Here is a 22,429-nt window from a genome sequence, read left to right as displayed (position 1 = left end):
TGGGGACTGGGGACTAAAAAAGAGTAAAGAATGGGGACTAGATAGGAAAGTTTTTCCCAATACCTAATAGCTAATACCCAGTCCCCAATACCCAGTCCCTAACTTACGTTCGTCCCCAACAATTCCTCTATCGCTTGTCGCTCAACAGGGGTATGTGATGGTGGTGTCTGACGAGCGTCGGTAATCAGCCAGTCTAAAGCAGCAGCTTGAACATCAATCGCAGCGCCAGTTTTATCTACGCAATAACGTCCAAATACCAGTTTATCGACTAACCGGACTCCAGGGCCCAAGCGCGACCATTCAAAAATCACGCTGTTATCTACTGTTGCGCCACTACATATCCAACAATTGGGGCCAATCATCGCTGGTCCGACAATTTTAGCTCCGTCTTCGATTCTCGTCATACCGCCAATATAAACGGGGCCTGTGATATCCACTTTGTCCCAATTGACAGCGACATTTAAGCCCGTGTAGATGCCAGGGGCGACTTCATGACCAGGAATTTGCACATTTTTGATTTCACCCAGCAGCACACCACGAATCGCCCGCCAATAGTCTGGGACTTTACCAATATCTACCCATTCAAAGTCCATCGGAATGGCGTAAAAGGGGGCTTTGATTTCTACCAATTTGGGAAATAATTGGCTACCAATGTCATATTCAACATCAGAGGGAATATAGTTAAAAACCTCTGGCTCAAAGATATAAATACCTGTGTTGATGTTGGTGCTGAGGGCTTCTTCAGTTGAAGGTTTTTCTTGGAAAGCTTTGACACGACCATCTTCGTCAGTCACAACCACACCATAGCTAGAAACTTCTTCTTTGGGGACAGATTTAGTGATAATGGTAGCGATCGCTCCTTTGGATTTATGCCATTTAACAGCCGCAGTTAAATCCAAGTCAATTAAAGCATCACCGCACAAAACCACAAAGGTATCATCAAAAAACGGTGAGAAGTCCTGGATGCGGCGCATCCCTCCAGCAGAACCGATTGCTTCTCCCTCCAGTTTACCCTCGTCATCAATTTTTCCTTCAAAGGAATAGGCAATCTCCACCCCAAACCGCTGACCATCACGGAAATAGTTTTCTATTTCCTCAGCCAAGTGACTAACATTGACCATAATTTGGTCAAATCCATGTTGGCGTAACAGTTCCAGCAAGAACTCCATCACTGGCTTTTGCAGGATGGGAATCATTGGTTTGGGAATTGTATAGGTAATCGGACGCACGCGAGTACCCTTGCCAGCCGCGAGAATCATCGCTTTCATAAAAATTTATCCCTCAACCACAAGCCAGTTTACTTTCATCGAGTGATACTTAATCATCAGTTTTTATTTCTTCTCTAAGTCATCCCCCAGAATAGGGATAACAGGAATTTAGTGGTTATTACAACCATCGGTATACTTAGATGACAAGCGATCGCTTATCTTTTCAATTTACTCGGATTTTGGGGCTGAATCAAAAATCTATGACAATGTAGGCAGCAGCTATCCTGGAACCAGGAGGAAAATCCCATAAAATAAATTCCTATTTTTCTCACAAGTCAGCCTGAAATCTTGATGCCAAGGACTCACTTTGCTTCCTGCTTCACTTCGACTCCTTTCAACTCAGCACGGGCTAAACGCCCCGCTGACGCTAACAGCACTCAGCACTCAGCACTCTTCATGGACTTAGTTCATCGGATTCTCAAAAGGCTTGCCGATATGATCTGAATCTCTAATTAAGCGAATTTTAATTTCATGATAAAAATCCTCTTGAAATAGCTCTACCTTCGATTGAGCCGAGAGTAATAGTAGTGCCCAGAAAACGCTAACTAGGTTACTGTGTTCAGACTCGTGTCCAGACCCATTTTGCTTGAAAAGCTTTGTCTTAGTCCACAATTCTACAAGTTGTTCTAAATTCACCCAATTGTGTTCTAAACTTAGCTCTCTTGCCGACAATTTCAACACCTGCTCCAGTTCTCCAGCGACTTCTGTCAGATTTTCTTGGTGAGCTAACTCCAGCGCCTCCCGCATACTTTGGACGCTAGGTTGACGCCTGGGACGGATAGGTTTGCTGACTTTTTCTACCAGTTTCAGTTGGTTCGCCATAATCTGCAATTGCTCGATTAACTCTTGCAGAGTCACCCGGCGCTTTGGTGGCGGCATTGCGGCTGGACGACGACGCAATTGCCGTTCTAATGGTAGACGATGACCCTGATGTAATACACCGTCTTCACCTTCTAAGAGGGCATCATCTTCTATACCATCTTGTGCATCTCCGACTGTTGACAATTGCATCAAGGTATTGGCTTTAAATAATACCAACATTGATGCTGATAAAAATGCCTGTCCAGATTGAGACAAGTCGGCTTCATAGCCTCTTGTTATTGCCCCTGGTGCCATCAGTTCTAAATAGCGGTCAATCACCTCAATCACTTGGACATCCCAAGGATCAATTTCCCCCTGCTCGGCTTGGTAAATCAAAAATGTGATTGTTTCTAACAGCTCGGAAGCTTCCATCAACAGGTTCTAAGTTAATTAATTAGAATCAAAATACTGTAAATTCAACACTAAACTAATTGACTATTGGCAAAGCGTGTACTGTATAAATTCGCTTGTGCTTCTTTTACTCAGAAATCGCCTGCTGCCAGTATCCTCTAAAATTTGTAATCGATCACCATTGTGAATTGTGATATTGGATTGTGCAACTTTTGAGTTGGGCATTGGGCGGGGAAGAGGAAAAGGGGACAAGGAGAATTAGGGACAAGGGGAAAGACTTGTTCAAGAATTCCCCCTTGTCCCCTTGTCCCCTTGTCTCCCCTGTGCTTCTGCTACCTTAATCAGGGGGCGGATCGTGACCAATAGTGACAGTTGAGACAAAATCACTCGGCTTACCGCTCTTACCGCTCTTAATAGCATCGAAAGTGCCTTTAATGGTACCAGCAATGGGAACAGCAACAAGTGTCCCTAACAACCCAGCAATCTCAAATCCCATCAAAATAGCCACAAAAATCCAGATGGGATTCAGTCCGATAAAATTGCCGAGTAACCTGGGAGCTAACAAGTTATCTTTAAGCTGCTGCATGAGAATTGCCGCGATCGCAACTTGAACTGCCAACCACCAATTTTGCAGTAGTACTAAAATTGTCACCAGACCAATACCCAGAGATGCCCCAATAAAGGGAATAAGTTCTGAGATACCGATTAATATGGCAAACAACAGGGCAAAGGGCACTTTCATCACTAAGAAAATTGGTGTCAGGGTTAGCACCATGAACAATCCTAGTAATAATTGGCTGAGGAAGAAGTTCTGGAAGTTTAGGCGCAAGGATGTGGTGAGGGGATCTCCAATGTTAGAAGGCAAAAGATTGATCAGACCATGCCAGACGCGATCGCCATATAAAAGCATATAAAATGCAAGCACGATAACTAACACTACGTCAAGTAATCCTGACAGCAGTGTGCCAGCAAATCCCACTGCACCAGAAGCTAGCTGTTGCACCACATTCTGAATGTTGGCATTGATTTGACTGCTTACAACCCTCAGATCGACTGGCAAACGTCGTTGCTTTGCCAACATCTCAAACTGCTCTAGGTTTGCTTGACTGGCGGTTAACCAATCAGGGATCTTATTTAACAGTTGGATTGTTTGGTCAATAATCAACGGTACTAGGGTGACGCCCAAAATCCCAAGCAGTGTTAATGTTGCCAGTAAAACTACGATCACCGCCTGAGTGCGGGTGATCTGGGCACGTTCAAAGAACTTAACCGGGTAATTTAGGAGAAAAGCCAGAATCGCTGCAATGAGCAAGACGGTAATAGGATGCTGGAAATAGCGAAAAAGCACAGACAGCAGCCAGACATTGAGAGCGATAATCGGACCGCTCAGACCATAAATTAACAAGCGTTGAAGGGAGGCTGAACGGCGCATCTGAGGCAACCTATTTTAGATATTTATTCAGAGAATTTGTAAAATTCTTGATGGCACTGATTATCATCATAGATATTTTTGACAAAGATATATATAAGCGTATCTGATAGCAAGGAAACAAATCACAATGGACAAAACGGTAGCTGACCTTCGCAAAGACTACACCTTGGAAGGTTTAAGCGAACTCGAAGTAGAACTCAATCCTTTTATCCAATTTAAAAAATGGTTCGATCAGGCTCTAGCAGCACAACTCCCCGAACCCAATGCCATGACTATTGCCACAGCCACACCAGACGGTAAGCCCTTAGCTAGAATGGTGCTGCTCAAGGATTTTGATGAACGGGGCTTTGCCTTCTTCACAAACTACAACAGCCACAAAGCACAACAACTAGCAGAAAATCCCCAGGCGGCTTTAGTCTTTTGGTGGGCAGAACTGGAACGTCAAGTCAGAATTTCGGGGTATGTGGAGAAAGTTTCCGAAACTGAATCTGACCAGTATTTTGAAAGTCGCCCTGCCAAAAGTCGCTTGGGTGCATGGGTATCTAATCAAAGCGAGGTGATAGAAAGCCGAGAAGTTCTTGAGCGACGCGTGCAGAAATTCCAGAGCAAATATGAAAATCAGGAGATTCCTCGACCGCCTCATTGGGGAGGCTTACGAGTTATCCCTACAGAAATTGAGTTTTGGCAAGGACGCCCTAGCCGTCTGCACGATCGCTTACTCTATAGCCGTTTAGATAATAGCACTTGGAAAATTGAGCGATTGTCACCCTGAAGAAGAGGTAGGGGGCAGAGGGGCAGAGGAGACAAGGGGACAAGGGGGACAAGGAAGAGAGAGAAGACAAGGGAGAAACTTGTTCAATAATTCTCCCTTGTCCCCCTTGTCCCCCTTGTCCCCCTTGTCTTTTCTCCATGTCTCCTCTGCCCTTCTTACCACTGGGCGATCGCGTCTTGAATTGCTGCCCTTGCTTCTAATAGAGATTGGGTACGGGCATCACCTTCATTCAGGCTGTTAGCGTTAATAAATTGAATGTCTGTAAGCCCAATAAAGCCGAAAATTGCCCGTAGGTAGGGTTCTTGGAAATCATAGGCAACGAAAGGAGATGTCGGGCTAAAGTCACCACCGCGAGCTGTGATGATAACTGCTTTTTTGCCCTCGACTAACCCTCTAAAACCTTGAGCATCTACAGCAAAAGTCCGGTTAGCGCGAACAATTTGGTCAATGTAAGCCTTAAAAGTGGAAGGTATATTGAAGTTGTACATTGGCACTCCAAAGACGTAACGATCGGCTGCCAAAAACTCATCAACCAGTTCGTCAGAAATCCTAAGTGCCTCGGTTAATTCTGGGGTATGGGTTTCTGGTGGTGAAAATGCCGCCGCAATCCAAGCTTCATCAACGTGAGGAACTGGGTGACGCCCTATATCTCGATAGGCGATCGCATCTTCGAGATGTGCTGCTTTCCAACCACTGACGAATTCCTTAGATAGTTCTCTGGTGTGCGATCGTTCACCACGGGGGCTGGAATCAATATGTAGAATGTTTACCACCAAATATCTCCTGATTAACTAGGATTTACTGCTTTTACTTTTTTTGAGTCTCTATTTCAAAGCATTACATTAGATACTAAAAGTAATTAGTTACTAAAGTAAAGTAGTTACCATAAAGTAAGTATTGGATAATTTTGGCTAACTTATCGATGTCTGCTTCTACAAATCTTGATGCTTTGCTTCAGTAATAAAGGATTAAATTCAAACTGATATTTATCAAAGTAATGGTCAGATATCTGACCAGAACGTAACCGAAACTCGCCTTTAAAATAGGAAACACGAACAATTTCTTTGGCTAATTCGCTATGACTCATTTTTACAAAAAGCTGGGAAAAAGGTAGAAAAGCCGATGGAAAATGCATCGGCTTCGCTAACAAGATTCAACAGATAAATAGTCTACTGTTCCTGGATTGCTGCTGTTTTGGGAGGAAACTGAATTCTTGGATCTGGCATGAAATTATATCTCAAGTACAATCCTCCCGAAACAAACAGGATAATTAACAACCCACCTATACCAAGGGGACTGGGAAGCCAGAAAACAGCTTCTATGTGGTTTAGCTCTCCAGGCTGGAGTTTCCACACTAATTGATTGCCATTTTTTTCTGGCTCAATCGCAGTTTCAGTTAGTTGAATATTTTTGGCTCCCCAAGGAGTCTTCAAGCTAAATTCCAAATCGAGAATTGAACCAGCATTCGCCAGAACATTACCTTTGCTGGCAATTAGAGAGAGCGATCGCAAATCCAAATCATAAATTAACCGATTTCGGACTAAAAGTAAAAAATTATTCTGCTCCAAGAGGACGTTTGATTCAATTTTCGGCAGTTCTGAGCCAGATTCGTTCTGTACAGACTCAGAGGGTTGATTCGCACGGGAGTTAAAGAATTCATTGAACTTCTCTTGCAATTCCCTACCATTGCTAAAAGGAATTGTCACGATGATTTCTTCTTGGGAAACTCGCTGTGCTTTACCATCAAGTTGACGGGCGCGGCGTTCTATGCTCTTTAACCATTCGTACACAGAATCGCCACTAAAACTCGTTAGCCGTTCTCCCAACTTAATATGCTGTACTAGTTCGCCACTATTTGAGTTGTCAAAATTAAGCCCTACATCGTACTTCACACAGCCAGTCAGTAGCAAAGATGTTAATAGCACGAGCCACAGAATAGGATTTCGCATGGGAAAGACCCGGTTCATTCGATTTCGACCATTCAGTGGTGAGAGAAATTTTATCTTTGCCAACACAAAACTAAACGGTCTGACTAACCACAAGAAAATCTTTCCGAAAATTGAAGAATTCATAACTATAAATCTCCCCAAAAGTCAAACTTTTTAACCAATCTTGACTTCTTAGTATTGTTTGAGATTCCTGGAATACCATTTTGATTTCTCTGGGACTGGGTAAGAAAATATGAGTAAGATTTGGATCTGAATCGAATGGCACTAAGAAAAGATACATACAGCCCTTGCTCTGACTGGAACAAGCCTCTAGGCAGGGAACCCATTCTGGGAGGGCTGCCGCCTCCGATCTTCTTGACAAGAGGCAGAAGCCCACTTTAAATACATTCCCAGCCTCCAGGCTGGGAACAAGACGACACAAGCCTTTGGGCTTTTCTTAGTACAATTCGGATCTGAATCTTCATTCAAATCTTCCCAGTCCCCAATCCAAAATTGTTATCAGCCAGGAGTTCCTGAAAAATTCAACCAAACCAAGTACGAGATGGTTAAACCAATGGCAATTAGCGCCACCCAGATAAAGCGATTATCTCTGGTATTGACCTGACTGAGGTCAACAAATTCTGGCTCGGCAGGTTTAGGCTTTTGCTGGACAGAAGATTTTGGAGACTTAGCAGGTACAGAAATTTTGAGTTCATTATCGGCTAATGCACCCAAATCGGGGATTTCGGTCATCCATTCGCTTGGTCTTTTCAGCTTTGGTGCTTTTAAGATATAAAGCATCTGCCGCGCTTGTTTGCTGATTTCAAAATGGGCATGGCGTTTGAGTCTTTCGCAAAGAGCGATCGCATCATCCGTGCGTCCAGCCGCTTCATAAGCTGTCACTAGATGAATTTCTACTTCGCCCCCAAGGCGAGAATTACGAGCTAACAGAGCGCTGGCCTTTTCTAAATTTTCTACGGCTTCACGGTATTGCCCATTCTCAAAGGCAATTTTCCCAGTCTGGTAGCGGGTTTTAGCAATTTCTAAACTTTCTGTACTCACGTCTTATACAAAAATTAGCACTATTTTCATTTTGCCAATGCCAGCAATCTTTTTGGAATCTTTTCAAAAGCTGGCAATCTGAAAGTGGATAAACTTCTAAAATTTTAAGTAAGTAGCTGCGACTATTTTCTAATTAAAAATTCCGGTATCAAATGCAGGTGAGCAAAATTATGTTGAAAATCAAGCATTCGCAACTGAATTGGCTCTTAGCAGGTATGACTTTAGCAGTGATGGGTGTAAGCGTTGCTCCAGCTTCCGCACAGCGTGCGTTCGGGATTGATGGTGGTTATGGAGTCAGGCGATCGTCGCCTTCTGTGGGTTCCTTTATTTATGGTAGTCCGATTCCCATGCCTATGCCTGTAGACCCAACAACGGGACTAATGATACAACGCAATCATTACCGCGATTATTCCTATCCCCAGGTAAGGCAAAACATCAGAAATTCCACCCTGATTAATCCCATAATTCGAGATTCAACCCTAGTTAATCCGGTAATTATCAATAATTCATGGCGTCGTACACCATTTAGCGGCGGGCGATCGCGGGTTATTATTACCTATCCCCGTTAGCAAGCAGAGGGGCAGGGGAGCAGGGGAGGTGAATATCAAATACTCGTCCACAAGTAAAAAACGAGTTTTAATTTACCCAAAATTACAGTTACAAATCATTTTCCCAGCCTCCCCTGCCTCTACGACGTAAACTGCGAACCGAGAATCATCGTTCCAATCCCAACATCAGTAAAGATTTCTAGTAATAGGGCGTGGGGAATGCGACCATCAATGATGTGTGCTGCACGAACTCCTTGAGCAAGCGATCGCACACAACAACTCACTTTGGGAATCATCCCACCACTGACTATACCATTAGCAATCAACTCGCGGGCTTCGCGGATATCTACTTTCGGAATCAAAGTAGATTGGTCTTTGTAATCTTTTAAAATTCCACTAGTGTCGGTCAGTAAAATTAACTTTTCTGCTCCTAGTGCTGCGGCTATTTCTCCAGCTACAGTATCGGCGTTAATGTTATAAGCTTGCCCCGTCTCATCTGCGGCGACGCTAGAGACTACCGGAATATAGCCATTGCTAGCGAGGGTGTCCAAAATCTTGATATTCACATTGCTGACTTCCCCCACAAAACCGATGCCTTCTTGACCTTGGGGACGGGCTGTAAATAGATTACCGTCTTTACCGCAAAGTCCGACAGCCAATCCACCAGCTTGGTTAATCAGGGAGACAATTTCTTTGTTAACTCGACCAACTAAAACCATTTCCACCACATCCATTGTCGCGGCATCAGTGACTCGCAGACCATTTTTAAATTGTGGTTCGATTCCCAGTTTATCTAACCAACTGTTAATTTCTGGGCCACCGCCGTGGACTACAATCGGACGCAAGCCCACGCAGGATAAGAATACAATGTCGCGGATAACTTTGTCTTTGAGTGTGCTATCTTTCATCGCTGCGCCGCCATATTTGACAACAACAGTGCGACCGGCAAATTGTTGAATATAAGGTAGTGCTTCGCTTAATACACGCACACGAGTGGCTTCATCTTGCCTGATGTATTCAGAATCGTTGTCCGTCATGAGGAGCCTAACAGAGAGAGTTAAAACCTATTTCAGTCAGTGTAGAAGACTTTGTAACTCGTCACAATCTCTGATGCCAAAGTTGAGTATGTTTGTACTGATAAGCCATAGCTGTTTAGTTAGTCTCAGAAATGTGAAAATCTATAAAAGAAGGACTAGCAACCAAAATCGAAAATTATCAGGAAAAATATGGATACACCGATTCTTGATCGGCTAATTGAAGAATTAAAAGTGATGCCTGAAGACTTGCAATATCGAGTGCTGGAGTTTGCCCGAACTTTAGTAGGTTTGCAAATTCATGGTGTTCCAGGTAAAGAATTATTAAATTTTGCAGAAACAATTTTTCCTGCAAATGTTGATTTATCTCAAGCTATCCCAATTATCTCTGGAGTAAATTTATCTGGACATCACAAATATCTTTTATCTTGCAGAGATTTACACTCTCTTAATTTAAGTAGAGCTAACTTAAGCGGTCTTTACATGAATGATGTTAATTTGAGCGGTGCAAACCTTAATGAATCTAATCTTAGCAATACTCGTTTAAGTCATGCAAATTTAAAAGGTGCAAGTTTAATAGGTGTTAACCTTACTAAGGCTTCTTTAGGTGGTGCTAATTTAAGGAATGCTGATCTTAGCTATAGCATCATGACTAATACCAATTTAGTAGGAGCATTTTATAACTCAGAAACTATTTTTCCTAATGGGAGTGATTTATCAAAAGCTATATATCTTGAGTCGGGTGCAAATCTATCTAATATCTTTTTCACAAAAATTAATTTAAGTAGAGTTAATTTATCTAACACAAACTTAAGTAATTCAATTTTAAAGTATATTGACCTAAGTTATGCAAACCTTAGTAATGCTAATCTAACTAATGCCAATTTGGAAGGCGCGATTTTAGATGGTGCAAATCTGGAAGGAGCAATATTCAGTACAACTATTATGCCTGATGGTAGTGTTCGGAATAACTGATACTAAATAAATCACTGCCGCCAGATTACCCGACACAACATAACAGCGATCGCCCCTTCAAACCTCTAGAATTGAAATCATTCGCCTGAAGCTAGGGAATGAAAATGACCACGCTGCTAATTCAAACTGAAAGCACACCCCTAACGGTAAATTTCCCCTCCCTTGTGCAGATGACAAATGAGCAGTTCTATGAGTTTTGCCAAGCTAATGGAGATTTGCGAATTGAGCGTACTGCCAATGGGGAAGTCATCATTATGCCACCAGCTTTTTCAGATACGGGCAACCGTAACTTTAACATTGCTGCACAGCTTGGGTATTGGACAGAACAAGATGGCACTGGCATAGGCTTTGACTCCAGTGCAGGTTTTACACTACCCAATGGAGCGATGCGTTCCCCTGATGCTTCTTGGATTGAACTGGAGCGCTGGAATATCTTAACAGATGCACAAAAAGCTTCATTTGCACCAATTTGTCCCAGCTTTGTAATTGAGTTACGTTCTTCCAGTGATCGCCTGATAAAATTACAAGATAAAATGCAGGAGTACATCGATAACGGTGCATCATTAGGCTGGTTAATCGATCGGCAAAATCGAAAAGTCTACATTTACCGTCCGAATCGAGAAGTTGAAATTTTGGATAATCCCGAAGCAGTTACGGGTAATCCAGAATTACCAGGGTTTATCCTACGAATGACCAAAATTTGGTAATTTGAGTCTTCCTAATGAGAAACTTGTGTTTTGAGAACGTTAGGAATTGCTCCAAGTATTCGCTGAGAGTAAAGTCGTGTTCGTTGTTCGAGGAGCGATCGCATTACGCTACGCCATAATCTGTATAGTGACGCTTATATGGAGCTTGCAAACCCAAGACAATATCCTCTCGCGGTACTCCCATCATCACTAATTCCTCTGCTGGATTGCGATCGGCTAAATTCTGAAAATTACAAGACTAAATGCCGGAGTACTGATTTGATAATCCTATGCCGCTTTCACTTGATACGCAGCCTGTTGAACTGGAATTTCAATGATGAACTCTGTGCCATTGCCTGGACTAGAAATACAATTCAGAGTGCCATGATGTTTATCAACAATTACTTGACGAGCGATCGCCAAGCCTAATCCAGTTCCTTTGCCAACTCCTTTGGTGGTAAACAAATGCTCAAATATTTTTTGCTTGACATCATCTGTCATGCCAATTCCATTGTCTTTAATTCGGACAATAACTGATTGTTGATCCTCTGTTAGTCCTATTTTGATCGTAATTCGATTTGGATGTTGTTTGAGATATTCATAACTTTGCCTTTGATTCGATTCTTCCAGAGCATCGATCGCATTTGCCAGAATATTCATGAACACTTGATTAAGCTGCCCAGAAAAACAAGTGATCGTAGGAATCTTATCGTATAATCGCACGACCTCAATCGCTGGACGTAACTCATTGGCTTTCAGGCGATATTTGAGGATCAGCAGGGTACTATCCAGTCCTTGATACAAATTAAATTGCACTGGATGCTCTGTGTCTGATCGGGAAAACGTCCGCAAGCTGGTACTGATATCCCCAACTCGATCTGTTGCCCCTTTCATAGACAAGATCAGTTTCGGCAAATCTTCAGCTAAAAACTCCAGGTCAATCTCCTCTGCATGGTCTTGAATATTAGATGAGGGATTAGGATAGGCTTGTTGATAGTGGTGCAAATGGTTCAGCAAATCTTGGACGTATTCAGTTGCGTTACTGAGGCTACCTTTAAGAAAACCGACTGGATTGTTGATTTCGTGGGCAACGCCAGCCACCAGATTGCCCAAAGCAGACATTTTTTCACTTTGAATGATTTGCATTTGAACTTGCTGCAAGTCTTGGATTGCTTTCTCTAAATCTTGGGCTTGCTGCCGTAATTGCGCTTCTGATGCCAATAAAGCGGCTTCTGCTTGTTTGCGCTGTGCAACTTCTTGTTCAAGTTGCTGGTATGCCTCTACTCGTGTAGCAGCTGCTTGAATCGTATGGGCAAGGAATTGGATTTCGTTATCTGGTAATCCAGTGGGCATAACAAAATGGTCAATGCTTTGACTGTCAGTAACGGCTTTATTCAAACGTTGGAGTGGATGTAAGACCGATCGCTGAATCATCACCGTCATCAGTGCTAGAATCGCTGACATCCCAACGAGTAGGGTAAAGGTAGAGGTAGAGAAGGTTTTCCACGCTTGCTGTTGTAGTTCTTCGACATCAAGAATGGCGATCGTCATTCCGCGTCGGTTTGCCTGACCAAACATGGTGCTGCTAAAGGGCAAAATTTCTACTAATACGGCCTTACCATCAATTGTGGTTCTCAAACTCGTTTCTGAACCCGTTTGAGAAACCTGTTCTAATACTTGAGTCAATTCTGGATGAATCGAAGCATAGGGCGGATTTTGTAATGCGTCTCCACTCCGAGCCAGGGTTTGTCCATTGGGACTAACGATCGCCACCTCCACGACCGTTGGTAGTGTAGCGTAGTTTTGTACCACTCGCTTGATAATGCTTCTATTCCCTAGTTCGATTAATCCTTCCGTGGAAAACCCAACCCCCTGGGTAATCGATTGGGCACGTTGTTCTAGTTCTTGCTCTAGCTTTGATTGAATCAAGAAGAAGTTCAATCCCAATGTGGTTAAGCCGACTGTTGCTAGAGAAATGCCAAAACCCATCAGTAGTTGATGGGATAAATTACTTTTAGATAACTTCTGGCTCATGACTTCCATTCTGCCATTGCTTCATTGACAAGGGTTGGATCTATCTCTACGTCTTGCCGAATCACCCGACCATGACGCGGATCTGCTTGGAGAAGTTGGACAATTTCTGCTTTTGCTGAATTGAGACGACCATCTGCTGCAAACATCCGCTTGTTCAAAGTAATATCTCCTTTTTTTAGCCCAGCATAATCACTGGCAAAAGACTCACCACTTTGTCCTAGTTTTTTTCCAACTGCGTTAAATACTTCTGTCGGCAGGGTTTCAACTGCGTGCATTACATCAAACCATGCCAGCATGAATTGCTTTAGTTCCGCTTTTTTAGCTTTCATCATGTTGTCACTGGACATCAAGATATCAATCACCAGACTGTCTACTTGTTTTGTGGTGTGAATCACATTGCCCTTGATGCTCTTCGCTGTTTCTCCTAGCATCGGTTCCCATAGCACAGCAGCATCGATCTCACCTGTGCCAATTTTCTGGGCTGCTACTTCATTGGAGTAATCCAGAATTTGAACTTCAGAGGGTTTAATTTGATGGGCTTTTAGAGCTTCCAGCAAAATTAAATGGTTGACGGTTCCTAACTTTGCTCCTACTCGTTTAGCGCGTAGCTCTTGCAGCGATTTAATTCCTGTCTTGGCAACAATCCCATCAGCTCCAGCAGAAATATTTGTTGTGATTAACACCACGGGTTTACCATTGCCCGGATCAACCTGCATCACATCCCAGAGGGAGACAAATGCTGCATCTAATCTTCCTTGCATAACAGCCCGGCTGGAATCTTGCTGGTTATCAAATCGCACAAACTCAACTTCTAGCCCGCGCTGCTTGAAGATATGTGAGGGTTGGGCATAAAGTGCAATGTCAAATCCTACCCAGCTTGTAATTCCCACCCGGAGCGGTTTGGGAGATTGGTTTTGCCCAAGACTACAGGCATTGATCACAAAAGTCAGGGAAAGGGCGATCGCAAATAAACAAAAAAAGGCAGGCTTGATACCTAACCTCAAATTTTGCTTCCACCAGATACTTAATGTGTCAATAATCTGGGCAACTTTCATGACTTACCAATCTAACTTTGGGAAAACTGTACTCAATGTTAAGAGTTCCCAAAAATATAGTGGGTATAACATTCTATGGAAAAATGTTCAAAAAAACTGCTGGAATAAGTACAAGCTGTTATCCAGATCGAGCATTCTTTAAGAAAACTCTATGAACAAGCCTAAAGAATAAATCTTAAATATTTTACTTACAAGAAATTCGCTCTCAAACAAGTTGTCAGTTGATTGACATTACGCCGACTGAAAAATTTAGTTTGATACTAAATTCGTGTGAAGCCATCACATATTTCTGCCAGCTAATGAGAAACTTGTATTTTTAGAACGCCAGGAATTCCCTCAAGTACTCGCTTGGCAACATCTTCAGGTGTATCTCCCTCTCGCTCGGTGATATGCAAATCGGCTTGAGAGTAAAGTGGTGTTCGTTGTTCGAGGAGCGATCGCACTACGCTACGCCATAATCTGTATACTGACGCTTATAAGGAGCTTGTAAACCCAAGACAATATCCTCTCGTGGTACTCCCATCATCACTAATTCCTCTGCTGGATTGCGATCGGTTAAATTCTGTTGCAGCCAGATTTTGCCATCTTTAATATCAAAATGCATCGCGCATCGATAAATACGATTAAATCCTTGCCAACCGACATTCATCCATTGATAATGATTGCGTTCTGTGTCTAAAATCAGTTGGACTTCGACATTGTTATCCGAGACATCATCACTGGCATAGTTCGTCAACAATGTTTTGACATATTCTTGGTATTTTGCTAGTTTATCCACTCTACAATCACCTCATCTACTGGATTGTAAACAATTAAACTGATTCATGAAAAATATCTTTTGCAGACACAGTTAGATTAATATTCCCTATTAATGAGAAACAGTTTTTTTTAGTACGCCAGGAATTGCCTCAAGTACTCGCTTGGCAACGTCTTCAGGTGTATCTCCCTCTCGCTCGGTGATGTGCAAATCGGCTTGAGAGTAAAGTGGTGTTCGTTGTTCAAGGAGCGATCGCAACTTAGCTTTAGGATCGGCATCTTGCAGCAGTGGCCTTGTGGTATCCTCAGCTAAACGGCGGTAAATTATCTCCACTGGCGTATCTAGCCACACTATCAAACCGTGGTGCAAGTAACCCCAATTTTCTCGCCGCAATACAATGCCCCCACCAGTGGCTATAGTCAACTTTGTAAAAGCACAAACTTGTGAAAGTACGTCGCTTTCTAACTGGCGAAACCTGGCTTCACCAACTTGTGCAAATAACTGATTGATAGATTTACCTGTTGCTTGGGCAATGACATCATCGGTATCTACAAACCCATAACGCAGTTCTTTTGCTAGTAAACGCCCTACTGTCGTCTTACCAACGCCCATAATCCCAATTAAGTACAGGTTGACTCCTTGTAATAAGCTGCTCACCAGTTGCTTCGCTCCAATTCTGAGTGCTGAGTCACAGTTTCTAATTATAAACTTAACGACTCATACGTGCGTATTCAAGCAATGCCTGGGTTAAGTTGTGCCAACGCACTCGATCGCCCACAACATTGGAAAAGCGATCGCTAATAAGATGATAATTATAATATAATTTGTTCTTATAGGAGCGTTTCTTGATAAGATGTCCAAAATACCAGTAATCTCAGAACACATTGAAATTACTCCGGGTGTGTGTGGGGGTAAACCGCGCATTGCTGGACACCGAATTAGAGTGCAAGATATTGTTATTTGGCACGAACAGATGGGGCTTTCCCCTGACGAAATCGTTTATCATTATCCCAGCATCACTTTAGCTGATGTCTATGCTGCTCTAGCTTATTACCACGATCGTCAAGATGAGATCAGGCAAGAAATTGCAAAAGGAGAAGCCTTTGTCAGAGAAGCACAGGCTCAAACTCCTTCGATTTTGCAAGAGAAACTAAAGAATCGAAATGACACAAAAAATTCGATTCCACCTAGATGAAAATGTCAGTAATGCTATAGCAGAAGGCTTACGTCGTCGTGGGATTGATGTGACAACAACATCAGAAACAGGACTGATAGCTGCATCAGATGGAGAACAGCTTTATTTTGCAATTTCTCAGAATCGGGTAATTTTCACCCATGATGATGACTTTGTGATACTTCATCAAGGTGGCTTGATTATGCACTCAGGAATTATTTACTGTGCTCAAAATCGGCGCTCAATTGGGGAAATATTGAAGAGTTTAATTTTAATCTGGGAAGTTCTTGAGCCAGAAGAAATGAGATATCAACTTGAATTTCTCTGAAAGCTTTTATTGTTTTACTTAAATGTAAAAAAGCGATGCGATACTTTCTGGTGTCCGTTACGCACAGCTTGTTTAAGAGCAGGGGTATACTAACGCATCTTGGGCGACTCCAGTTTTTCACCTTGATTGAGTATCTGACTTGGTTACTCAGCATTTATTCTATGTATTTATCTAATCAATTAGAAAGATAAACTCTAGCAGTATTACTGCGATGACTTTGATAAACTCCATTATAAATTTCCGCAGAAATACAATTGCAAAGTAGACATCTCAGGAATTTATTTTCAACGGGCGTTAAGGGTTTTTCCTTTGCAAATTCAAAATTTTCGTGTAACTTTTATAACTTTATATTGTTTTATCTTATACCAATATATCTTCTATTTGAGTTGAATGAATTACTGTTATTACTATTACGAATGTATTTAAAGTAACTTAGGCAATAAACTAACGATTCTTCGTGAAATTACCATCAGTAATGACCGACGAATTTCTTAGGAATGTAGTAATTTTTCTGAAGTAACTAGGTAATTGCTGCATAGCGATCGCTATGCTTAACCAAAAAATTAACATAGCTTGTTTGAAACTTTATCCAAGCAATATCTGTCTATCTAAATAATTAGGGTTTTTACTCTGATGGTTAATTTTAAGTATACACAATACTGTGTTCCTAACAGCACAGGGTCGTTATTCTAAAAGTTCAGTTATAACAAGACCCGCTCAATTAAATGTTTCTAATAAAGGTGTAAATAATGACTGATTTACCGCGATCGCCCAAAAAAAGCTTGCAAAGAAATTGAAGTTTCGACACAAAGACTACTGCATATTCCACCCCGATAAGCCTGAATGAATAAATATAGAATGAATGAGGTGTCAACCATGACTCGAATTCGTGACGTTGTAGAAAGAGCTTTAGCAACTGGTTATTTGACAGTTGCAGCTGAAGATCAACTACGACAACTGTTGACTACCCGATATGACTTGGAAGATTTTAATGCTTTCATGACTTTGCAGGAAGCTGCCATGACTGGTAAGGTCAAGCAGGAGTCTAGAGAACGGTGTGGCATTAAATAGAGATGTAGCCTGCTACACCTCACCGACGGGGGCGTTTACCATCATCTTCAAAATCATCATCATCAAAAAATTCCCAATCATCATCATCGGCTTGATTGGTAGTTGGCGGCTGGTAAGGGGGGATAATTACTCGGTAATCAGCATCATAAATTGATTCAGTTTTTCCCGCAGCCGTATTTTTTGGCTCGCGGTAGCTATAGGAGTAAACTGAACCAGAGCGAGAACTGCTTTTGGCTTCTGATTGACGTTCGTAAGTTGTTGAGTCTGTAGGTTGTTGAGCTTGAGAATTGGGAATAGGCGCTTCCTCTGACTTTTCATCAAAGTTCCAATCATCATCTCTACTGCTATTTGTCTCCCAATCATCAAATCCCTCACTGCTAGGCTCTTCTCTTTTACTAGCTGGTGGTGGAGGACTGGCAGGGCGAGATGTCGGTTCTTCTCTCCGAGTTGCCTTCGCACGACTTGAAGGGGTGGTTGCTCTGTTAGGAGTTTGGCGTTGTCCTGCCACAAAATAATTGGATAAATTAAATAAGGTAGCAATCAATATCGATGTGAAAGCACCAGTGGCAGTACTGAACAAAATCCATATCGCTAATGGTAATGGTTGAGTTCGCACGCCCAAAAATACTAGCGATAGGGCAGGTGAGAAATTTTGGACTAATAACAGCGTTAGTCCTCCCAGTACTGCCACCAATAGAATTAAGCGAATTACAGCCATAGCAATTTTGTCAGTTGTCAGTTGTCAGTTATCAGTCAGTGGTCAGTTATGAGAGAAGGCAGAAGGCAGTGTTTCGACTACGCTCAACAACCAGGCAGGTGGTCACTGAGCGTAGTCGAAGTGAGGCAGGAGGAAAGAATTATGATTGATTACTTTCCTTCTCTACAAGAAACTGCGCCAACGACAAGCTCAGGAACCATATTTCTGGGTATTTACCCACTTTAAAAAGAAAATACTGGTAGAGACAATACATAGCGCATTAGCGTAGCTGCACAGAGTGCGATACAAAGCACCCAGACAAACCGCCCCACCTCCGGTCTTGCTTGAATGCCACGCTTTGCTTTTAAACGTGATTTACTCCTGCCTTCTGCCGACGCTCTCTGCGAGACGCTACGCGAACGCGGACTCGCTAACGCTGCGCTATCCTGCCTCCTGCCTTCTACCTCCGATTACTCTTCATTGACTACTGACACTATCAGCCATCTCTATCATTACCTTTTTAGGACTATTGTGAGATTTACAATAGAATCCACTGAGGTTCTTAACGACGACCTTGCCACCGCTGAATTGGGATACAGTCAATATCTAGTTGATCTAAAGCACGGGCAACTACAAAATCAACTAAATCCTCGATGGTTTGGGGATTGTGATACCAGGCGGGAATAGCGGGGACAATTCTCACTCCAACTTCTGCTAAAGAGGTTAAGTTACGTAGGTGGATGAGACTAAAAGGCGTTTCACGCGGGACAATAACCAGCTTTCGCCCTTCTTTGAGTTGGACATCCGCTGCCCGTTCTAGTAAATCGGAACTCAAGCCAACTGCTAGCTTTGCCACTGTACTCATGCTGCATGGAATAATCATCATCCCCAGAGTGGCAAAGGAACCGCTGGCAATTCCAGCTCCAACATCGCTCCAAGGATGACAGCGGAGTTTACCCAAAAGTGCAACACCAGCTTGCTCTCGCCAGAATTGTTCTTGCCCAGTTGGTTCTGATGGCATCCGAATTTCCTGTTCTGACTGCCAAACCATGTAAGTTGATTTAGAGGCAACCAATTCAATACTATACTCCGCTTCTAGCAAAAATTTGATCGCGCGAACAGCGTAAATCAGACCAGATGCGCCCGATACGCCTAAAATTAAAGGTTTGGTGTTATTTGACACGTAAGGGTTGGTTTATGAGAGGCAGGGGGCAGGGGGCAGGGGGAAAGGTACAAATCTCGCCTCTTGTCGGCGAAAGCACTGCTGCTCCTTTTCTCCCTTGGTTGAGAGCAATAACCGCAAGTAGGGTAGTTTTTCTCCCCCGCTCCCTGCTCCCTGCTCCCCTGCTTTTTCACTTTACTCATCTTCAGAGTAAGGGTCTAGGTCATCAGGCTCCATATCATTTGGTAAGTAGAGGTCTGAAAGCTCTTCACGGGAATCATTGCCAGTTAACCCTTTAGCGACGCCATCGCTGCCGACTGTTACCAAATCAATTTGCTGACGGTAGTAATCGACACTTTTTACTTGTACGGCGACGCGATCGCCTAATCGATAAGAAGCGCGATTTTTGCGCCCAAATAGTGCTTGTTGTCTGGCGCGATATTCATACCAATCATCTTTGAGAGAACTGACGTGTACTAATCCTTCTACCCGCAAAGGCACACCAGGATTACTGCTGGACTCCACTTCGGCGGCTGGTACTTCAATTTCCACAAAGAAACCGTAGGATTGCACCCCAGTAATCACGCCTTGAAATACCTGACCGATGCGTTGCTTCATCAGTTGGGCTTTTTGCAGTCCTGCTAAATCGGCTTCAGCTTCTTGGACTTCTTTTTCTCGGTCGTTGATTTGGACAATTACCCTAGTCAAATCGCTTTGGAGTTCTTGTTGCAATTCTGGGGGTAAAACGTTCCAGTTAATTTCCTCATGGCTGGAGGAGTGGCGCAGATTAACGCGCTCTCTGACACGGGTATTGCGGCGATCGCGTCCGTTTTCGAGTAGCGTGTAATATACTCTCTGCATCAGCAAATCTGGGAAACGCCGCAAGGGAGCGCTAAAGTGGACATATTGCGGTAGTGCCAGACCAAAGTGAGATCCTTTGGTGGTACTGTATGCAGACGGCTTAAGTGTATCTTGTAATAAGTAAGTAAGAACTTGCTCAGAGGGAGATTCAGCAAAAGCTGTGGTCAAATGTTGGTAATCTAAGGGTTGGATATCAACTTCTGGATCTAATGTGAGGTCAACGCCTAAATTGACTGCCAATTTCAGCATTTCCTGAACATCTTCAACATCAGGAGTACCTTGGACTCGCCAGATAGCGGGAACACCAAGAGCATTTAAGTGAGTTGCAAAAAGTTGGTTAACTAACAGCACCAACTCCGTGAGTAGCGATCGCACTGGTAAATCATTCACCACCACAGCGCCGAGAATCCCCTCATCATAATAGGCGTTTTGGCTAGGCGGCAGATTCAACTGGAGGCTACCACGAGTCAAGCGTACCTGTTTCACAGCTGTTTGCAAGCTTTGGAGGTTTTGCAGTATTTGGGAAACCTGTGATGATTTATCTTGAGCTTCACCTGTGAGAATTGCTTGGGCCTGTTCAGTAGTCAGTGCAGTCTCGACATTGATGACGCTGGGTTGAATTTCCCATTCCAGCACTTCTCCCGATTGGGGATCAATGGTAATTAAAAAAGAGATGGTTAAGCGATCGCTCCCAGGTACTAAAGAACAGCGTTCAGCTACTGCTGGGGGCAAGATTGGCAACACCAATTCTCCTAGATACACTGATTTGCCCCGTTTGAGTGCTTCTCTATCTAGGGGTTCGTCAGGTTGGACATAGTGAGAAACATCGGTGATATGAACGCCCAAAAGCCAATTTCCGGCTAAGTTTTTTTCTAAACTAAAAGCGTTCTCTATAATTTTGGTATCGCTATTTACCCCTTCAATCGTGAGAGTAAACAAATTACGCAAATCTAGCCGATTTTTCAGGTCTGCTTTGAGGAGCTTTTTGGGCAACCTTGCAGCTGCTTCGAGAACATTATCTGGAAAAGTCCGGGAAAGGTCGTGTTTACACGTAACTAAATCTATATCAGCAGCGGCTTCGGCATCACTGCCGAGGATTTGCACCACTCGACCAAGGGGAGGATATTGTGCCAACGGGTAACGCAAAACTTCCACATGAACCAGATGATCGATCGCTTCTTCTAACTTTGCCCCGTTAGATTGAATCTTGAGTTCAAACAGCAATCGATCGTCTAAAGGCACAGCCCGAAAACCAGTTTCTACCTGCTTTATTCGTGCCAGTAAAGTGTGGTTAGAGCGTTCGAGAATCAGCTTCACCTCCCCTTCAGGAGAGCGACGGCGACTGCCTTCTTTCAGAACTCTCACCAAAACGCGATCGCCATTCCAAGCATTACTCAGATGACTTTCGCGGATGTAAATATCTTCGGCTCCTTCCACATCTTGAATAGCAAAGCAAAAGCCTTTACTAGAACAACGGAGTTTTGCCTCGATTATTCCCTCTTCTGAGACACGGCGGTACTTGCCCCGTTCCTTCACTAAAATACCGATTTTTTCAAGAACATCTAAGGCAATGTGAAGTTTTTGTAAACTTTTTTCATCTTCACAGCCAAGTTTCTTTTCTAAAACCTTCCGAGCTACCAATTTATCATCGGTGAAATTGGCAAGGAGTGTAGCGATTGAAAATTCCATGCAGTGAACCGACCTTTGGTCAAAACATCATTTGTTGTTTAATCTGGTTCTTTTCTGTATACCCTCACGGCTTACAGAAACAAGCTGGAAACTAATTGCCCTGAAGCAAGCTTCCTCAGTTCTAAGGAAAGGAAGCCCGACCCAGTAAGAGCGGGAAACTACTCCCGCAGTTCCTTTGCAAAGAAGCCGACCCACGGACAACTCTGGGCGTTTACGAACTTCTCACTGCACGATGCTCTCAGAATTTGCCTGCGTTCAACTCCCTTCACCTAACCAAACTTAAGATTGCACGCCTGATTAAAATCTAGCCCCGCTAGTTAATTACGCGACGGGTTTTTGAGAAGCTGGGTTTAGAGAATCCATACTGCCCAAAAGCGCTATGCAGGGGAGCCACTGCGGTCCTGGGGTCTCCCCAAGTGGAGCAAGTGGCGTGGAAACTACAGGTGTTTGATTGTCTAGAGAGAAGGTAATTTTACGCCATTAGACTCTGATGTTTAACTAAGAGGAACTGCTGGTGAACCCAATTTTCCCACATGTAGAATCGGTAACAATTAGGTAAGCAGCTTAATGAGCAGCGAGGGCGAACCTTATCTCCATTATTGTAGATTTAGAGGGCACTTCCAGAAAATAGTTCTAGATATCGACTTGGGTAATCAGTATAGCATTGCAAGCAAGACTACCCAG

The 22,429-nt window shown here is 43.1% G+C and carries 21 protein-coding genes and 3 pseudogenes; 7 read left to right on the top strand and 17 right to left on the bottom strand.

What is annotated here, in order from left to right; genetic code table 11:
- Nucleotides 1–98: 98 nt before the first annotated feature.
- The 3 genes from CDG76_RS04650 to CDG76_RS04640 all read right to left on the bottom strand — a co-directional run bounded on the left by CDG76_RS04650 (nucleotide 99) and on the right by CDG76_RS04640 (nucleotide 3,912).
- Nucleotides 99–1,268, bottom strand: coding sequence for a sugar phosphate nucleotidyltransferase (locus tag CDG76_RS04650; RefSeq protein ID WP_094347853.1), 1,170 nt, complete (start codon nucleotides 1,266–1,268; stop codon nucleotides 99–101).
- Between the two features lie 402 nt (nucleotides 1,269–1,670).
- A complete protein-coding gene (locus CDG76_RS04645; protein WP_094347852.1) occupies nucleotides 1,671–2,501 on the bottom strand; it encodes a segregation/condensation protein A in 831 nt (276 codons plus the stop codon).
- A 316-nt stretch (nucleotides 2,502–2,817) separates the two neighbouring features.
- Entirely contained in the window at nucleotides 2,818–3,912 is a 1,095-nt protein-coding gene (locus tag CDG76_RS04640) for an AI-2E family transporter (RefSeq protein WP_094347851.1), read from the bottom strand.
- 127 nt (nucleotides 3,913–4,039) lie between these two features.
- Between CDG76_RS04640 and pdxH the strand changes: the two genes are divergently transcribed.
- The gene (pdxH, locus tag CDG76_RS04635) at nucleotides 4,040–4,684 is read left to right on the top strand and encodes a pyridoxamine 5'-phosphate oxidase (protein ID WP_094347850.1); all 645 of its coding nucleotides are present in this window, start codon (nucleotides 4,040–4,042) and stop codon (nucleotides 4,682–4,684) included.
- A gap of 155 nt (nucleotides 4,685–4,839) precedes the next feature.
- Here pdxH and CDG76_RS04630 read toward each other — a convergent pair whose 3' ends face one another.
- From CDG76_RS04630 to CDG76_RS04620, 3 genes are all read right to left on the bottom strand, one after another.
- Nucleotides 4,840–5,457, bottom strand: coding sequence for an FMN-dependent NADH-azoreductase (locus tag CDG76_RS04630; RefSeq protein WP_094347849.1), 618 nt, complete (start codon nucleotides 5,455–5,457; stop codon nucleotides 4,840–4,842).
- 396 nt (nucleotides 5,458–5,853) lie between these two features.
- On the bottom strand, nucleotides 5,854–6,756 hold the full coding sequence (locus CDG76_RS04625) for a DUF3153 domain-containing protein (RefSeq protein ID WP_094347848.1): 903 nt from the start codon (nucleotides 6,754–6,756) through the stop codon (nucleotides 5,854–5,856).
- A 375-nt stretch (nucleotides 6,757–7,131) separates the two neighbouring features.
- On the bottom strand, nucleotides 7,132–7,674 hold the full coding sequence (locus tag CDG76_RS04620) for a tetratricopeptide repeat protein (protein WP_094347847.1): 543 nt from the start codon (nucleotides 7,672–7,674) through the stop codon (nucleotides 7,132–7,134).
- Nucleotides 7,675–7,844: 170 nt separating this feature from the next.
- Between CDG76_RS04620 and CDG76_RS04615 the strand changes: the two genes are divergently transcribed.
- Nucleotides 7,845–8,243 carry a hypothetical protein gene (locus tag CDG76_RS04615; protein ID WP_094347846.1) on the top strand — a complete coding sequence of 133 codons (399 nt, stop codon included), beginning with the start codon at nucleotides 7,845–7,847 and terminating at the stop codon, nucleotides 8,241–8,243.
- Between the two features lie 119 nt (nucleotides 8,244–8,362).
- Here CDG76_RS04615 and argB read toward each other — a convergent pair whose 3' ends face one another.
- Nucleotides 8,363–9,259: an acetylglutamate kinase gene (argB, locus tag CDG76_RS04610; protein ID WP_094347845.1), complete on the bottom strand. Its 897-nt coding sequence runs from the start codon at nucleotides 9,257–9,259 to the stop codon at nucleotides 8,363–8,365.
- A gap of 189 nt (nucleotides 9,260–9,448) precedes the next feature.
- On the opposite strand from argB, the gene CDG76_RS04605 reads away from it, so the two are divergent.
- Both CDG76_RS04605 and CDG76_RS04600 read left to right on the top strand, forming a co-directional pair.
- The gene (locus CDG76_RS04605; RefSeq protein WP_094347844.1) at nucleotides 9,449–10,231 is read left to right on the top strand and encodes a pentapeptide repeat-containing protein; all 783 of its coding nucleotides are present in this window, start codon (nucleotides 9,449–9,451) and stop codon (nucleotides 10,229–10,231) included.
- 104 nt (nucleotides 10,232–10,335) lie between these two features.
- On the top strand, nucleotides 10,336–10,938 hold the full coding sequence (locus CDG76_RS04600) for a Uma2 family endonuclease (protein WP_094347957.1): 603 nt from the start codon (nucleotides 10,336–10,338) through the stop codon (nucleotides 10,936–10,938).
- 103 nt (nucleotides 10,939–11,041) lie between these two features.
- On the opposite strand, the pseudogene CDG76_RS04595 reads toward CDG76_RS04600, so the two are convergent.
- The 6 genes and pseudogenes from CDG76_RS04595 to CDG76_RS04570 form a co-directional block, all read right to left on the bottom strand.
- Nucleotides 11,042–11,164: pseudogene (locus CDG76_RS04595) on the bottom strand (element excision factor XisI family protein); the annotation flags it as partial.
- Nucleotides 11,165–11,205: 41 nt separating this feature from the next.
- The gene (locus CDG76_RS04590; RefSeq protein WP_094347843.1) at nucleotides 11,206–12,951 is read right to left on the bottom strand and encodes a sensor histidine kinase; all 1,746 of its coding nucleotides are present in this window, start codon (nucleotides 12,949–12,951) and stop codon (nucleotides 11,206–11,208) included.
- Nucleotides 12,948–14,006, bottom strand: a complete 1,059-nt coding sequence (locus tag CDG76_RS04585) for an ABC transporter substrate-binding protein (RefSeq protein ID WP_094347842.1) — start codon at nucleotides 14,004–14,006, stop codon at nucleotides 12,948–12,950. The genes CDG76_RS04590 and CDG76_RS04585 overlap by 4 nt, the downstream gene beginning before the upstream one ends.
- Before the next feature lie 296 nt (nucleotides 14,007–14,302).
- Nucleotides 14,303–14,449 (bottom strand): annotated as a pseudogene (locus CDG76_RS04580) (shikimate kinase); the annotation flags it as partial.
- Nucleotides 14,449–14,784: a XisI protein gene (locus CDG76_RS04575; protein WP_094347841.1), complete on the bottom strand. Its 336-nt coding sequence runs from the start codon at nucleotides 14,782–14,784 to the stop codon at nucleotides 14,449–14,451. The gene CDG76_RS04575 and the pseudogene CDG76_RS04580, both read right to left, overlap by 1 nt.
- Nucleotides 14,785–14,874: 90 nt before the next feature.
- On the bottom strand, nucleotides 14,875–15,420 hold the full coding sequence (locus CDG76_RS04570; RefSeq protein ID WP_094347840.1) for a shikimate kinase: 546 nt from the start codon (nucleotides 15,418–15,420) through the stop codon (nucleotides 14,875–14,877).
- Nucleotides 15,421–15,616: 196 nt separating this feature from the next.
- On the opposite strand from CDG76_RS04570, the gene CDG76_RS04565 reads away from it, so the two are divergent.
- Complete coding sequence (locus CDG76_RS04565; RefSeq protein ID WP_094347839.1) at nucleotides 15,617–15,958, top strand: DUF433 domain-containing protein; 342 nt, start codon at nucleotides 15,617–15,619, stop codon at nucleotides 15,956–15,958.
- A complete protein-coding gene (locus tag CDG76_RS04560; RefSeq protein WP_094347838.1) occupies nucleotides 15,927–16,265 on the top strand; it encodes a DUF5615 family PIN-like protein in 339 nt (112 codons plus the stop codon). The genes CDG76_RS04565 and CDG76_RS04560 overlap by 32 nt, the downstream gene beginning before the upstream one ends.
- 157 nt (nucleotides 16,266–16,422) lie before the next feature.
- On the opposite strand, the pseudogene CDG76_RS39550 reads toward CDG76_RS04560, so the two are convergent.
- Nucleotides 16,423–16,578: pseudogene (locus CDG76_RS39550) on the bottom strand (NB-ARC domain-containing protein); the annotation flags it as partial.
- A 563-nt stretch (nucleotides 16,579–17,141) separates the two neighbouring features.
- Here CDG76_RS39550 and CDG76_RS04555 point away from each other — a divergent pair.
- A complete protein-coding gene (locus CDG76_RS04555) occupies nucleotides 17,142–17,336 on the top strand; it encodes a hypothetical protein (protein ID WP_094347837.1) in 195 nt (64 codons plus the stop codon).
- A gap of 19 nt (nucleotides 17,337–17,355) precedes the next feature.
- On the opposite strand, the gene CDG76_RS04550 is transcribed toward CDG76_RS04555, so the two are convergent.
- From CDG76_RS04550 to CDG76_RS04540, 3 genes are all read right to left on the bottom strand, one after another.
- Nucleotides 17,356–18,054 (bottom strand): hypothetical protein, encoded by a 699-nt coding sequence (locus tag CDG76_RS04550; RefSeq protein ID WP_094347836.1) that lies wholly within the window; start codon nucleotides 18,052–18,054, stop codon nucleotides 17,356–17,358.
- 541 nt (nucleotides 18,055–18,595) lie between these two features.
- Nucleotides 18,596–19,216 carry a flavin prenyltransferase UbiX gene (locus tag CDG76_RS04545; protein ID WP_094347835.1) on the bottom strand — a complete coding sequence of 207 codons (621 nt, stop codon included), beginning with the start codon at nucleotides 19,214–19,216 and terminating at the stop codon, nucleotides 18,596–18,598.
- 174 nt (nucleotides 19,217–19,390) lie between these two features.
- Nucleotides 19,391–21,745 carry a ribonuclease R family protein gene (locus CDG76_RS04540; protein ID WP_094347834.1) on the bottom strand — a complete coding sequence of 785 codons (2,355 nt, stop codon included), beginning with the start codon at nucleotides 21,743–21,745 and terminating at the stop codon, nucleotides 19,391–19,393.
- Nucleotides 21,746–22,429 lie beyond the last annotated feature (684 nt).

The sequence above is a fragment of the Nostoc sp. 'Peltigera membranacea cyanobiont' 210A genome (assembly GCF_002246015.1).
Taxonomy (GTDB): Bacteria; Cyanobacteriota; Cyanobacteriia; order Cyanobacteriales; family Nostocaceae; genus Nostoc.
The sequence above is the reverse complement of the archived record's forward strand: the minus strand, read 5'-3'. Positions and strand labels throughout refer to the sequence as shown.